This is a genomic window from Flammeovirga pacifica (assembly GCF_000807855.2).
Classification (GTDB): domain Bacteria; phylum Bacteroidota; class Bacteroidia; order Cytophagales; family Flammeovirgaceae; genus Flammeovirga; species Flammeovirga pacifica.
In genome coordinates this window covers 392,498-406,865 of record NZ_JRYR02000002.1, presented here as the reverse complement: position 1 = coordinate 406,865, position 14,368 = coordinate 392,498, and the positions used below count along the sequence as shown (strand labels likewise).

Below are 14,368 nucleotides of genomic sequence, written 5' to 3'. Positions count from 1 at the left end.
TTTTATTATTAATAATAAAAATAATTACTACACTTAAGCCTAATAATTTAATTAGACCAATGAAAATTTCAGTCATTAGTGTTTGGTACTGGAAGTTAAAAATAAGTAATTTATTAGTTTATTGTCGTAGTAGTAGAGTAATGAATGTATCTGTTGATATACTTATTAATTTTTGTAAGTATAGCATTTTTCATATCTCCACATCTTTGTTTTTGGCTTTCTGAACAGATTTCTTCTATAGCTTCATAAGTTCGAGTGTACACCATTTCTTCTACTTCTTTAAATTCTTGTGAATTTGTATCGTAGATGTGCTTTGCTCCCATTAAAACTTTATTGTAAGATGATAGCTTATCAGATAAGGCAGCAACTTGCTCGTCCGAAAAACCAAGCATTTCTTTCACTTTTTTGATTTCAAAATCAGTGATTTGATAAGTACCTAATTTAACTAGGCTTTCTCTGTCTAACTGTTTGTTTCTATTCTTCCAAAAATTAATTTGAACTTCCGTTCTTCTCTCAAAATCGTTTTTTGGAATAGTAGAAATGGCAGTTTCGTATTCTTTTCTTAACTCACGAATTACTTCGATTTGAGTGTCGTTCAAAGAAACAATACCTTGAAGCCAATTGATGTAATCATCAACTGCTACTTTGTTTACATTTTCTGCATTTGATAGTTGGACCAGAAAAACAAAAAATAATGTTGTAAGTAATGTTTTCATTATATAGTTCAAAAATTAGAGTTAGTAAACCTGATTAGTAGATAATTTAGACAAATCTGATTTCGATAAATAGTTATAATTTTTCTTTATATCGTTATATTCTATTACAAATTTACTAAAATATCTTCATTTATCAAATTTTCACCTAATAGAACTAGATTCTAGAGTGTTTTGTTTTTCTTAATACTATTAGCTTTTTCTAAGCTGACTTGAATGATGTTATCACACATGTTTTTTGCCTCTTGAGCATCTTTCTCTATCTCTTTGGTTTTCAAGTCAGTAAAAGCAATCACTATAGCATCTAATTGCTTAATTAATTCCTTTTGTTGGGTTAGATTTTCATTCACAATTTCTAAAGTAGAAACATGTTCTTTTAATTTTTCATATTGATGATATTTCTCATCTAATTGTTTATGAAAAATCGATTTTGTGCTGACTGTAATTTTATCATATTCTTCTTTATAAGCTTCATTACATTTAGATTTAATATATAAACCTTTCAAGAGCTCTTGTTTATCTTTATATAATCTTTTTAATACTGATGTTTGCTTTGATAAAACAGTATGGTTTTCTGTTCTAAGTTTCTCTAATGCTTTTACCTGTTGTGACAATATTTTAATATTACTCTCAACATGCATCACTTGGTGTGCTTGATGTTCAAGAATGTTTAAGCTAACATTGGCTTTTAATAGATATTCTAGTCGGCCTAAGAATTTAATCTGACGAGATGATAAATTCCTTAGATCTCTACTAGCGTGTTCTAATTTTGCATTTATAGTATCTTTTTCCACTTCCAAGGTTTTATGATGTTCAAAAGATACCGATATAGCTGAATCAATCCCGACTAAACGAGCTTGCTGCACACCAATATAAAATTCATCATAATCTACTTCTCTACGAGGCTTCTTTAATTCAGGATATTTCTTTTGCCCTAACTTATGTTTTAACTCTTGATAGTAATTATAAGCAGAAGTGATCTGTTCATTTTTCTCTTTGATCTCGTCTTTATTAATCCAGTTTCTATCAATGAATTTTTGACGTTTGTCTATTGGCTGCTGAAGGTAGTGTCTTACCCAAAGCTTAAGTGCATCAATTTCAATGGAAGAATAAAGATCAATGAATCTTAGATAAGAATAAGCTGAGTTTGTAGCTTCTTCATAATATTTTGATAAAATATCATGTAATTCCTCTTTTGAGATTGTAGAGTCTTTTTTATCTAACATCGACTCGGCCATCTTTAAGGAAGCCACTCCCATAGTAGAAAAGTTTTTCTTATTATAAGATATAGCGTTTTTAGCATCAATGTAGAATGATTCAGCATCCTCTAATAAGATATACTCATCTAACTTCGCTGAATTTCTTACGACAGTATTAGCAAATGGAAATCTACCTGCAATAAAATCTTGTACAGTAACTTCATATTCTAATAATTGCCATACAGGGTTGGATGGTAAGTGAGTTTCTATAAACAACTTTGGTGAAGTACAGAAATAACTGTAATCAACCTTACTAATAAATTGTGGTCTATAAAAATTAGACTTTTTCTTAAAGAATGATGATTTCGTTTGCTGTTTAGAGATAACGCCGCAACCCCAAGTAACATCTACTAAATGCCATTCACCATCCAAATAAACAGAATTCCATGAATGGTTTGCTTTATAAAAATTAGTAGTAATACTTTTATTATCTGTAAAAATATGCCCCGTTATTAAATGAGTCTCGATATTAGCACTCTCACATAATTTTAGAAATAGATTTGCGAAATCATGGCTAATACCTTTTCTCTTCTTTAATACATATTCAGCAGTCTCATAGTGTACTTTCTTTTCAGTATACGCTTTGATATCTAACTCAATATTATGGACAATCCAAGTATATATATTTAAGGCTTTTTGTCTATCTGTATTTTCGTTAGCTGTTAAATAATCTGCTAACGCTGCTACTGAAGTGGTTGCATGCTTTGGTGCATATTTAGCTGATTCTTCCACTTCTCTAATTTGCGAAAAGGAAGAAAAAAAAGTTGTTAATAATAATATTGTTAATAATAAAAACTTATTCATTATCGAGTGCATTATCAGATGTAGTAGTTATAATTGTATCAATATATTTAATTAACGAAGTAGTCTAAAAAATAGTATTAAAATAAAATAGTCATGGACTATTCTTAGGATAATTATCCCCTAAAGGATTCAAAAACAATTAATTATTAAAAATATATTACTTCGCTGTATGTTAATATGTCAAAAAATACTAAACAAAAACAAAGCCATAACTATCATATTGTAGCTATGGCTTCTTAATTAAATTTCAGAATGTTATAAATCAGTATAATTGATAAATATCTTTATATCAAATCACGGAATCGTACTATATCTAAAATTTACCTATCATTATAATAAGGAATTGAATAAATTAATCAAGATTAAAAGTTGGGTGATATCCCCGCTGTCCAGTTTAATTCTGCCATCGATTTAGCAAATTCAGCTTTCATTTTAAAAAGCTTTGTTTGTGCTTCTATCAATTTCCCTTCTCTAACATTCATATAGAATACAGAGCTTTCTCCTGCATTAAATTTATCTGTTTCTCCTTGTAGTAAAATCATGTAATTTTGAGACATCTCTTGTTGCATTTCGGTTAGATCTACGTAGTTCTCTACCATTAAAAATGCTTTTTGGATATCGTTGGTTAATTGACGGCGTTTCATGACAATTTGGAATTCGTTATCCTGAATTTTCAATTTTGACATCTGAAGTTTAGCTCTTTCCTTTCTTAAAAATAAAGGCATAGAAAAACTTGCACCAAACTTATAGTTTTCGTTTAAACCATATTCCCAACTAGAGTTTGTTGTACCCAAATAATTGTATTTAAGATTCAACTCTGGTTTTACAGATTCCCTAGCTAATCTTTGATCAAGCGTTAAGATGGTACTTTTTGCTTTGAGAGAAACTAGGTCAGGATGTGCCTCTTGAGCCTCGGTTATCATTTGTTCTAAATCAGGAAGTGTTTCCACACCCATTTCTTCAGGCTGAATTGCATCAAGGATCTCTAGTGGTTGATTATCCTCATTCCAAAGATGGTTAGACAGCACTAATTTTGATTTCTGAAGTTCTAATTCAGCAATTTTTAGATTGATTTCCCTTTGTTGAATTGTGATTTGTGCCTCCACTCCATCAACTGCTGCCAAATCACCTTGCTTTATCCTTTCATCAATTGACTCTTTTCTAAATCTGGCTAATTCATATCCTTCTTCAGCTAAACGATATTGATGAAAAGTATAATACCAATTCCAATAATCTTTAGCAATTTGCAGCACCAATTTGTTGATTAGCTTTATTTGTTGAGCTTCTGTCATTTGTTGCATGGCATACCCTTTCTTCAAAGAAGCTCTTCTTTCATCCATCAATAAGCCTTTCAAAACAGGTAATTCCAAACCAACATACATTAAACCATTCCCTCCATCAGTATCATTTTCTGGGTTTAGGTTTAATCCATCGTTTCTTTCGTAGCCTACATTTAAACTACCTGCCCATAAAGGTACTTTTGCGTAAGTATTCCATTTTTGATAATAGTCTTTAGTTTTGAATACTTTTTGATCGTATTTCGACTCAAGTTTAGGGTCAAAAGAACCTCTACCCATTCTTATCTGCATCCTTCCTTGTTCAGAAAGTAATTCTGCTTGTTGATAAATGGGGTGATATAACATCACTAAATCATATAAATCTGCTAAGGTTATAATTTTCACATCATCTCCTTGTTGCTCATTTGATAAGCTATCTTGAGCTAAAGTAGGAGAAATATAAAAAGAAAGTAGCAGACCGAGAGATATGTTAATTAATTTATTTCTTAGCATCTTTACCTCCTTTGTAATCTTTTAAACTTGGTGGAAAACCATTAATCTGACGCCATAATTCGTACCAAATTGGCACTTCTTCAAGCATAACCCATCCAAACACACCGGTACCCATTCTTAATTCTTCTGGCCAATCCTCGTCTTTTTCTTTAGGATCTTGAGTAATTAACACCCTAAAGGTTCCATCAGATTGGTTCATAAAGTCAACAACTTCAACTTTACCTCCAAATGTACCTACACTCACACTAGGCCACCCAGAAAACTGAATCGATGGCCAACCATCAAAACGTAAACGTACATGTCGTCCTTCCTCAATTAATGGTACATCCATTGTTTTTACAAAAATTGCAGCTGCAAGATGAGGTTGATCTGGTACAAGTGTTAACAAAGCTTCTCCACTTTTTACGTTTTCACCAATACCACTATTTAAAGCTTGTACAACAATACCTTTTTGTGGTGCACGAATAACTCTCATACCTGCACGTATTTCCATACTTGACAGCTCATTTCTTGCTTTTGCCAAAGCTGCATCACTATCCGCAATATCAGACAAAGTAGTAGAAAGTTCTGAATCTGTTTTTGCTATTTTATCTAATACCTCATTTCTTGCGGCATTTTTCCCTAAAATAGCATTTTGATATTCGTTACGAGCCATTTCTAGTTTTGTTCTAGAAGACACCTCCTTACTAACGTTTTGTTGATATTTCGATTTAAATGTCTCTAATTTCGTTAAAGAAATAAGACCTTTATTATAGAGTTCTTGATTTGCCTTGAATTGACGGTCTGCGTTTTTCAGATCTACTTTTGAGGCTTCCCAAGCTATACTATCCCCTTCAATCTTTAGTATTGATTGTTCTATCTTATTATCAAATTGCTTTAATTTGATTTTCAAACCAGCTTTTAATGCTTCTAATTGACGTTGTTTTGCAGAAACTTTATCTTCTTTTGCACTAATAGCCTTTCCCTTTGCTAAAATCCCTTCTTCCAATCTAAGGATCATATCTGGGTCAATATATTTATCTTTAATTTCTGATATCGTCAATAAAACCTGACCAGAATCTACATGTTGACCTTCCTGTACGTTCCATTTTGCAATCGTTCCATCAATTGGACATTGAATTTTTTGTGGACGATCTTTAGGAGTTAAGGCTGTAATTTCGCCTCTAGCTCGAATATTCTGCTGCCATGGTAGAAACAAAACAACACAGAATAATACCATAATAATAATAAGAACCCTAGCTACTTTTTTTGCTTCACTGGGTGTATTCAAAGTATTTAACGTACCAAAACGCTTATCGTATTGTTTTTTATCGTCTGAATTATGAGGTGTGATATTAAGCATTATAGTATTGATTAGTTGTTAGTATTTAAGAAACAATGTTTGAAACTATCGTGTGTTTTCACTTCATCTAATGTTCCGATAATTTCTACTTTACCATCATTCATAAGAGCCACTCTATCACATAAAGTAGAAAGAATTGGATCGTTACCAACAAAGATCAGTGTCCATGGATTTTTTCTATCCGTTAAGAAATTTAATATCTTAAATCTCATTGAACTATCTAATTCCTGGAATGTTCTGTTAAAGATTAAGAGTCGAGGTCTATCTGCAATACATCTAGCCAAAATAAATCTAATGGCAACACTTTCTGAGAATACATGTGATGATCCATTGATTAATGTATGAAGACCTTCAGGTTGTTTTTGTACAAATTCTAAGAGGTCTACACTTTCAAGAGCCCATATAATATCTTCATAGGTAATGCTTTCTCTTCCCATTTTGATATTTTCATAAAGAGTGCCATCAAATAGTTCTTCTTCTGATAAGTTCTTAGATATAGAACTTCTCAAATCTATCAAATCAACGTCTCTTAAATTATATCCATCATAAGAAATCGCACCTTTGTAATCTTCCAAGAATGAGGCTAATGCAAATACCATAGTGTCTTTACCAGAGTAGTTATATCCACCTAAGCATATTCTTTCACCAGAGTTAATTTCTAGATTTACTCCTTTTAAAGCCGTTCTATGACCATGATAATCATAATGTACGTCTTTCATTTTAATAGCAAATCCATTTCTGTCTTTTACTTTTTTGACAAAAACACCTCCTTTTCTTTCCAAAGGTAGGTCGGTAACATGGGCAATTTTATCTACTGCAGTTAGCATATCATAAGCTACTTCCATAGACAATACCAATTTCTCTGATGCTGAAAGTACTAATACAATGACAATTTCAGAGGCTACAAACTGCCCCAAATTCATTTGTCTATTAATGACTAACCAAGAACCGATAATTAGAAGTCCACCTGTCACTAGCGTCTTAAAAATGTAAACAAAAATAAATTGATTTATGACTACATTAAACTGCTTTTCTCTGTAATGTAAATAGTGGTTTGTTAAGTTTTCCATTCGTTCCATTGGAAGAAATGTTCTTCCTGCAATTTTAAACGATGGTAATGTTCTTGCCATTTCTTCTAACCAATGAACCACTTTGTATTTATATTTTGACTCCACCATATTGGCTGCCAATGCCTTTGGTCCTGTGACATAAAACAACATAATTAATGTTGATATTAAAATTACACCAAAAACAATAAATAAAGGGTGATAGAATGATAGTAATATCATACCAAATAGGATTTGTAATACCGCACCCGAAAGGTCTATCAAGAATTTTGGTAAACTCTTTTGAATAGTGATTACATCAAAAAAGCGGTTCATCAATTCTGGAGCATTAGAACTCAAAAGAGATTCTAATTTTATTCTAGGAATCCTAAATGTAAATTCAAAGGCTGCTTTTACAAACACCCTTCTTTGTAATGTCTCCACTACTTTTAGCTGCATTATTTGAAGCATTCCAGTAAACATGGTAAATAATATGATTAAACCAATCATTACCGTAATAGAATCAATAACTACTCCCCCAGCAATTAATTCAATCACTGTTTGTACCCCTAAAGGTAAGGCCAAACCAAATAAGGAGATTAGTAATGCATATATATAGATATAACTAATATCTTTTTTTTCTGCACTAAGAAGGCGATACAACCTAGAAAGTGATGTATTCTTTTGTTTAGTTTCTTCTGTAGAAATTATAGGGTTATTAGAAATTGGTATGGCATAGCTTACTTCACCATTATCATTTCTAATTAATTGTTCTAGTGCCATGTTAAGATTCACTTCAGAATCTTGACCCAATTTATCAACAGCTATAGCTATAACTTTACCATCATCATTTGGGCAAAAGATGACAGGCGTACGAACACCTTCTATATTAGATTCTGCAATATAAGGTGTGATACTTTTTTCAAGATGAGATATCAGTTCATCTATACTACCTTCTGTTTTTACAATGGCTAATTCATATTCATCAGCATATTTGATGAATAAGTCCCAAAAATTATCACTTGATTCGTGATTAATAATGGGATCATGAGAATTAATGTCTATCTCATGGTTTATCTGAGACGAAAGTAATAAACTAAGCTTTTTATATCCTTTGTTAGTCATAAAACTGATATTGATCTACAAGTTGAGGCAAATTTCGATCGTGCATTCGAATTTTTCACGCAATTCACATGCAAATAACTACAATCAACAGTTAAAGTTCTTCAGTTTTCATTTAAATTTTGTAATAAAACTATTATAATTTGTGAAAAAGATGTTTTCACTTCTGTTTGATATTATTTCTGTGGTATAAAAATAAAAAAACCACCTTAAAAGGTGGTCATACTAAATATTTAAATTCTTTTTGGGATCTATCATCATTCTCAGTTTATGAAAAATCTTCACTTCCTTTTCATGCACTTCATTATCGGATTCTATCATACTTTTAAATATCTCAAATGCCAATACTTTTTTATTTATCGTCATCTTTTTGATTGTTGAAGCGACATCATCAAAAGATAAATTATTTGCTTCAAGAGGTGCTGAAATAGGTAATTTCAAGTTTTCGATTAAATCTACCATAAAAGTGATTTCACCTTTATGTACTTTTCCATCGGCTGCAGCTATCATATTAGAAAATCTTAGTATGCTTAGCTTTTCATCTGCAGAAAAATTAAAAGTTTCAAGAATAGTTAGGTCTTTAGGTAGTGTATTCATAAAGATAAATTAGGTTGAACCTTATAAATATAGTTATTAAAAATAAGACTATTCACAACATAACTAACTGACCTATAATATATTATGATATAATCTTACAATAATACAATTCAACTCTACAATTACATTACTGTGCATGCTTTAAAATTTTTGCAATAGTATCTCCTAAGTTATTCACAGTAAAAGCTTCTCCCAAGGCTTCGAAATCCCAAATACCGTTTGATTTTTCTAATTTCCCCATTAATAAAGCATTACGATTTGAATATTTTTTTATGCTAGAAATATCATAAGATGCGTAAGTATGGTTTATTTTATATGGTGTTCCATCATACATTCTGATCTTGGCAAAAGGTACCTTAGAAAAATCTCCTTCACCTACATGATTTAAGAAAAATAGTATTTTAACAACACTTGAGTTTACTTTATTTAAGTCAATAATAATTACTTCATTGTCTAATCCATCATCACCATCTTGATCTCCTGTAATATCATCTCCACTATGCCTTAATGCACTATCATTCGTAATAAGTTTACCACATTCAATTGTATTTTCATTCAATTGAACATTTTTATGTTTAGGTGAAAAAATATAATCTATTAAATTATTCTCTTCATCTAATAATAAGACACTTAAATCTAAATCAACATTAATGAGTTTTTTATACAATCCTAAGAAAACGGGCTTCTCTATTGCTCCCCAATTGACACCAACACAAAAGTGACTCAGATTATTCCCTTCTGATGAATCTAAATTAAAATGATCGCCTCTATGTAATTCAACTGCCATTATTTTATCAGTTTTCGTCTTGTATAATTAAAAAATATTAGAGCATTCTCGTGAAAATAATATTAAATAATTTAAATTTCAACTTATTACCTTGGGGCGTCTGGTAAGAAATGATGCAAATACTATTATGATGATGTATAACAACCCTAAGAATTTTTGGTTAATCCAAAACTAAATCAAAAAATATCTATCATAATACACTAAAAAAGTAGTTAAACTTATCTCTTTTTTGCTAGTTAATTTTAAGAATACATAAATAATAATGCTCTTCTAATTGATCGACTTGATCATAAATTAATAAAAATAAAAAACTGCAATACTATTTTTTTACTATCAAAAAATAGTATTGCAGTAAATCTAAAGTAACGAAAATGGCAATTTTGCCAAAATCGAAATTTTAACCTAATGTTTTAGGCTCTTCACCTCTTTTAAAAAACGACTCATTATTGTTTATAAAAGTCTCAATATCTGTTGGATACCGATTCAATATTTTTTCAACATTAGTAGATAATTTGGGTATTTTATCAAACCTAGGTAAAAAATGTAATAAAATCATTACCATAATTTTTGGAATAGCATATCCTTGTCTTTTCTTATAAAAGAAATAACGAACCGGATTAACTGATTTAAATTTCAAATCTATTGATAATTGATTATTTATTTGAGTAACTACTTGGGGAAATGATTTCAATTCTTTACCAGTAATTTCTAATGCTTCATTTTTATATTGTTCGAAATTAATCATTACTACAGACGCTACTTCAGCGATATCATTAACATCAACCCAATTAAATAATGCATTACCTGCAGGTAAGATGATCTTATTTTCCCTTTTAATATCATCATATAGGGTTGTTGTTAAATTTCGCATAAAATAAGATGGTCTTAGAAATACAAAGGGTATACTCTTTTCCTTTATAAGTTTCTCTATTTTATGATGTGGTATGATTTCATTTTTTTCTACTCCTTGAACAGATAGAAAAACGATTCCCTTTATGGAAGTCTTAATTTTTTCCAATAAAGGTTCGAATACTTTTGGAATATTCGCTATATGTGGAGGGCGAAGTAAAAAGATATAATCAAATGATTACAATCGAGGATAGTGATCTATATTCTCAAAATCAAATTCTAACAACTCTATAGATGAGTGTTTTAAGAAATCATTTTTAGGGTTATTAATGTTTCTAACAGTGGCATAGATCTGATGTTCATTAGAAGATCGTTCCAAAAATTGAATTAATGGTTTACCTATATTTCCCGTTGCTCCTGTGATTAATATTTTCATTTCTTAAGTCTATTTAAGATTCTTTTCGCTCTAACTTTTCCTGCAGCAGAATAATAAGGTAAGGCATCCTCTAAAATAATAATTAGCTCGTTGGATAACTCAGGATAAATAGTACAATATCTGGATAAAAGTTCCATAGCATGAACTTTTACTGCAATAGGATTTTCCATGTTAGTTAAAGATTGAAATAAAAAATCAATCCACTCTCCCTCACTCTTCTTTGATAAATCACATTGATTGACTGCTCTAAGCATTGAACGAATAATACCAGTAGTTTTAACTTTGGGTAGCCAAACTATAATGTCATCCACTTTTTGATTAAGCCATTCATAATTATCATCACAGAGGGTACATAACACCCAAGCTAAACGATTTCCATGGTTATCATCATGATTTTTTATCGCATCGTATAATTCAAATTGCTTCCCTTTTAGAGTAATTTCCTCAATTAATTGATCTCTTTGAGCCTTTGAACTGATATCTAATTTATCAAAATTCATTTAGTAAAGATGAAAAAAAATTAGATGCCATCATGTTTATCTTTGTTAAAAATATGAGCAAAAAAGAAAGGTAGTGAATCACTACCTTTAATCTTCTTGAATCGTTAAATATTTAGAATTATTTCTTTTCCTTCGTCTGTTAATCCAACAAATATTTTATGATCTGACGTATCGAGATCAACGAGACCGTTCCTCTTTAAACAATTTGCGATACAACTCAGCTCCGTGTTACTTGTTTCAATTTCGAGTTCTCTTAAAACCTCTTCAAGCAACACTTTTTTATTCTGAGGTAAAGCTTTCATAATTCTTAATGATTTTGCTTGTATAGACATTTTTCACCTCCATCTTTATTGTTATAGTTATTTATACGGAGGAAATTCATTTTTGATACATTTTTTTTAAGTATTAAGAAAAAAATACATTTCTTTTAATTGCTTTAGAAATGAGAATGTTAGACTTAAAATGTTTAAAAAATGGGATCAAATATGACTTAAATCCTTCTTATGATTCCTTTCCCTATTTGTTATGTAGGTACAAATCTATAAATTTGTGATGCAATTGTACATTCAAAAGTGGTAACTAATGATACTTCGGTAAATTTGGTTGCCTCTTTTTTTGCTTATTCTTTTAAGATTTTAAATATTTCAAATGAAGTACCATTGTCAACTTTAATTATATAAAGTCCAGATTGATATTTTTCTAGGGTCACATTTAGAGACGACTCCGTTGTTTTTTGATGAAACACCTTCACTCCTTTAAGATCAAATATTTCAATTTTTTTCTCTCCAATTTGTTTTCCAAAATCGACATAAATAGTATTTAATGCTGGATTTGGATAGACTCTCAAAGCATTAAGTTCCTTAGTTAAAGAAGTTACTCTAGCTACAGAGATATGATTCTCCCTCACTATCGTATCTGCGCCTACAGCATTACTAACAATTAAAGTCACATCGAAATTACCATATTCTCTGTATTGCACTCTTGGATTTTGTGCTAAGGAAGTTGATGGTGATCCTCCTTCAAAAGACCAAATCCAGTTAGATGGACTATTCAAAGTAGAATCATTAAATGTAATATATGTATTGATATCTAAATTAGTTGAATCAGCCTCAAAGTTGGCCATTGGAACAGTCAGTGGTATGTGCTTTTCAGAATTTAATAATTCTTTACGTCTTATAGAATTCATCATGACAATTCTCATTCTTGCTTTCTGATCATTCGTGAAAATATTCATACAAGCATCAGGTGTATAATCCATATAATTCTCAATCATATCATTCTGATCATTCTCAGCCTCTATGCAACTATTATTAATTACACACATTTCATTATATCCATCTGCTAAAGGCGTGTCATTACAATAATCATCATCATCACAATCACCATCACCCCATATATGAATTAAGCCTAACCAATGACCTACTTCATGTGTTGCTGTTCTCCCTAAATTATAAGGAGCTCGAACATTTAAGGTATCCCCAAAATAATGATATCCAATAACGACACCATCTGTAGTAGCCATCCCCCCAATAGGGTCTAACCCATCAATACCTTCTACGTCTGACGGTACATTCGGAAATTGGGCATAACCTAATGTATTCGCATCCGATCCTCCAAAGGTCGTTGTCCAAATATTTAGGTATTTTGTAGGATCCCAAATTGTTATTGGTTTCACTGCCATTTGAAATTCATTTGCCGTATAATGCTCCTTATCGGTAGAAAACCTATGAACCCCAGGTTCTGCTAATGGTGATTCGTTGGGGTCCCTTAAGGCTAAAACAAATTCAATTTTAGCATCAGCTCCGGCTGTATGATCATTAAAACCTGGAGTATTTACTTTTCTTCTAAAATCTTCATTCAATATTTTTATTTGAGACAAAACCTGCTCATAAGCAATATTTGCTCCTGTACCAAGAGAATCATCATTATGTATAACATGTACAATGACAGGTATTTGCATTACCTCCTCTTTGGTTCTTTGATGACTATTTTCATATAATAGTAAACTGATTTTTTGCTCAAATTCATCATCACCTGGGTGTGAAATATTTGAATAAAAAGGAGAATTTACTCTAGTATTTAAACAACTTTTACGTTCAGGAGTTATAGATTGAGAAAAAATGTGAGTACAATAAAATAAAAAAATAAAAATAGGTATATTCTTCATCATATAATTTTATAAATAGTCAATAAATTAAGGTACAAAAAAATTATCATGGTATTCTGCAAATTGAAACATTTAAATGATTATTTATACGATTAATTGATAAAGTGAAACATAAAATTACATGTAAGTTATTGTAGATCAACCCTATGAACACAACTCAAGAATCTCTTTTACTATTTCTAAGGCTTTTCTTTTTGATGCTATTATAGCCATAAAACCACTGTTATGTCTAAAAATATAATCACTTCTGATAGGTAAAGGATACTTTTGAGGATGCACACTCCGTATAATCCATTGTTCTTTGTTTAAAGGAGAAATTAAAAATTCAATACCTAATTCATTTGCCAAATAATGCCAGTTTTTAAATTTATGATCTTGATAAACTATCACTTTTGTATCTGTTTTTAATTGCCTAAACTGTTTCCTTTCTAATTTTAACTGAGTATGATTCCACCACATTAATTCCCATGTTTGCTCTCCCCATTTCAATGCTTTATTGAATCCATTCTTAGTGCCATTAAATTGTTTAATGAAAGAATTGAAAAACCCCAATTCACCACCATTTGCTATGACTCCAGTATCGATTTGAGACACTTTTTTTATAAAAGCTGCTAAGGGAGCATTCTTATATTCCCAATCATCTATTTGATGATGTGCATGAAGATATCTCCATACTAATTGGCATGTTGCTGCTAACTGATTATTATGATGATGATCAAAATTCCCACAACTTGGGGAATAGCTTAAGCCCACATCTAAACAACAAATACAAGTATCGTTCAACTCCAGTATTGTTGGTATACGTCTCTCTATTATAGTTTTATCGTTGATAAACTTAAACTGCTTTAATAAAATTATTGCAAGTATTTCATCTGCATGAAAGTTTCCTGAGTGGGTAATTATTTTTTCAAAAATTGGTTTCATTATTCTTTATAACTATTGATTGTTGAGCAAAT

General features: G+C 30.7%; 13 protein-coding genes. All 13 read right to left on the bottom strand.

The window, feature by feature from the left end; translation table 11 throughout:
• Positions 1–113: 113 nt before the first annotated feature.
• Complete coding sequence (locus NH26_RS20870; protein WP_044229781.1) at positions 114–716, bottom strand: hypothetical protein; 603 nt, start codon at positions 714–716, stop codon at positions 114–116.
• A 161-nt stretch (positions 717–877) separates the two neighbouring features.
• A complete protein-coding gene (locus tag NH26_RS20865) occupies positions 878–2,776 on the bottom strand; it encodes a transglutaminase domain-containing protein (RefSeq protein WP_044229784.1) in 1,899 nt (632 codons plus the stop codon).
• A gap of 362 nt (positions 2,777–3,138) precedes the next feature.
• Positions 3,139–4,566, bottom strand: a complete 1,428-nt coding sequence (locus NH26_RS20860; RefSeq protein ID WP_044229787.1) for a TolC family protein — start codon at positions 4,564–4,566, stop codon at positions 3,139–3,141.
• Positions 4,553–5,908, bottom strand: a complete 1,356-nt coding sequence (locus tag NH26_RS20855; RefSeq protein ID WP_044229791.1) for an HlyD family secretion protein — start codon at positions 5,906–5,908, stop codon at positions 4,553–4,555. Before NH26_RS20855 ends, NH26_RS20860 begins: the two co-directional genes overlap by 14 nt.
• 11 nt (positions 5,909–5,919) lie before the next feature.
• Positions 5,920–8,079, bottom strand: a complete 2,160-nt coding sequence (locus NH26_RS20850) for a peptidase domain-containing ABC transporter (RefSeq protein ID WP_084812305.1) — start codon at positions 8,077–8,079, stop codon at positions 5,920–5,922.
• Positions 8,080–8,301: 222 nt separating this feature from the next.
• Positions 8,302–8,673: a tellurite resistance TerB family protein gene (locus NH26_RS20845; protein WP_044218258.1), complete on the bottom strand. Its 372-nt coding sequence runs from the start codon at positions 8,671–8,673 to the stop codon at positions 8,302–8,304.
• A gap of 127 nt (positions 8,674–8,800) precedes the next feature.
• A complete protein-coding gene (locus NH26_RS20840; RefSeq protein ID WP_044218254.1) occupies positions 8,801–9,460 on the bottom strand; it encodes a TerD family protein in 660 nt (219 codons plus the stop codon).
• A gap of 397 nt (positions 9,461–9,857) precedes the next feature.
• The gene (locus NH26_RS20835) at positions 9,858–10,478 is read right to left on the bottom strand and encodes an NmrA family NAD(P)-binding protein (RefSeq protein WP_052431772.1); all 621 of its coding nucleotides are present in this window, start codon (positions 10,476–10,478) and stop codon (positions 9,858–9,860) included.
• A gap of 69 nt (positions 10,479–10,547) precedes the next feature.
• Positions 10,548–10,745, bottom strand: coding sequence for an NmrA family NAD(P)-binding protein (locus tag NH26_RS25175; RefSeq protein WP_052431771.1), 198 nt, complete (start codon positions 10,743–10,745; stop codon positions 10,548–10,550).
• On the bottom strand, positions 10,742–11,245 hold the full coding sequence (locus NH26_RS20830; RefSeq protein WP_052431770.1) for a hypothetical protein: 504 nt from the start codon (positions 11,243–11,245) through the stop codon (positions 10,742–10,744). Before NH26_RS20830 ends, NH26_RS25175 begins: the two co-directional genes overlap by 4 nt.
• A 104-nt stretch (positions 11,246–11,349) precedes the next feature.
• Positions 11,350–11,577 (bottom strand): hypothetical protein, encoded by a 228-nt coding sequence (locus NH26_RS20825; protein WP_071397252.1) that lies wholly within the window; start codon positions 11,575–11,577, stop codon positions 11,350–11,352.
• Positions 11,578–11,864: 287 nt separating this feature from the next.
• Positions 11,865–13,415 carry a M43 family zinc metalloprotease gene (locus tag NH26_RS20820; protein ID WP_052431769.1) on the bottom strand — a complete coding sequence of 517 codons (1,551 nt, stop codon included), beginning with the start codon at positions 13,413–13,415 and terminating at the stop codon, positions 11,865–11,867.
• 141 nt (positions 13,416–13,556) lie between these two features.
• The gene (locus NH26_RS20815) at positions 13,557–14,336 is read right to left on the bottom strand and encodes an MYG1 family protein (RefSeq protein ID WP_044218249.1); all 780 of its coding nucleotides are present in this window, start codon (positions 14,334–14,336) and stop codon (positions 13,557–13,559) included.
• Between the last annotated feature and the right edge of the window lie 32 nt (positions 14,337–14,368).

Excerpts from the sequence above, each read along its gene's own strand:
- NH26_RS20855 (WP_044229791.1), bottom strand. The coding sequence starts at position 5,908 with ATGCTTAATATCACACCTCATAATTCAGACGATAAAAAACAATACGAT.
- NH26_RS20860 (WP_044229787.1), bottom strand. The coding sequence starts at position 4,566 with ATGCTAAGAAATAAATTAATTAACATATCTCTCGGTCTGCTACTTTCT.
- NH26_RS20840 (WP_044218254.1), bottom strand. The coding sequence starts at position 9,460 with ATGGCAGTTGAATTACATAGAGGCGATCATTTTAATTTAGATTCATCA.
- NH26_RS20825 (WP_071397252.1), bottom strand. The coding sequence starts at position 11,577 with ATGTCTATACAAGCAAAATCATTAAGAATTATGAAAGCTTTACCTCAG.
- NH26_RS20845 (WP_044218258.1), bottom strand. The coding sequence starts at position 8,673 with ATGAATACACTACCTAAAGACCTAACTATTCTTGAAACTTTTAATTTT.
- NH26_RS20830 (WP_052431770.1), bottom strand. The coding sequence starts at position 11,245 with ATGAATTTTGATAAATTAGATATCAGTTCAAAGGCTCAAAGAGATCAA.
- NH26_RS25175 (WP_052431771.1), bottom strand. The coding sequence starts at position 10,745 with ATGAAAATATTAATCACAGGAGCAACGGGAAATATAGGTAAACCATTA.
- NH26_RS20865 (WP_044229784.1), bottom strand. The coding sequence starts at position 2,776 with ATGAATAAGTTTTTATTATTAACAATATTATTATTAACAACTTTTTTT.
- NH26_RS20815 (WP_044218249.1), bottom strand. The coding sequence starts at position 14,336 with ATGAAACCAATTTTTGAAAAAATAATTACCCACTCAGGAAACTTTCAT.
- NH26_RS20850 (WP_084812305.1), bottom strand. The coding sequence starts at position 8,079 with ATGACTAACAAAGGATATAAAAAGCTTAGTTTATTACTTTCGTCTCAG.
- NH26_RS20870 (WP_044229781.1), bottom strand. The coding sequence starts at position 716 with ATGAAAACATTACTTACAACATTATTTTTTGTTTTTCTGGTCCAACTA.
- NH26_RS20820 (WP_052431769.1), bottom strand. The coding sequence starts at position 13,415 with ATGATGAAGAATATACCTATTTTTATTTTTTTATTTTATTGTACTCAC.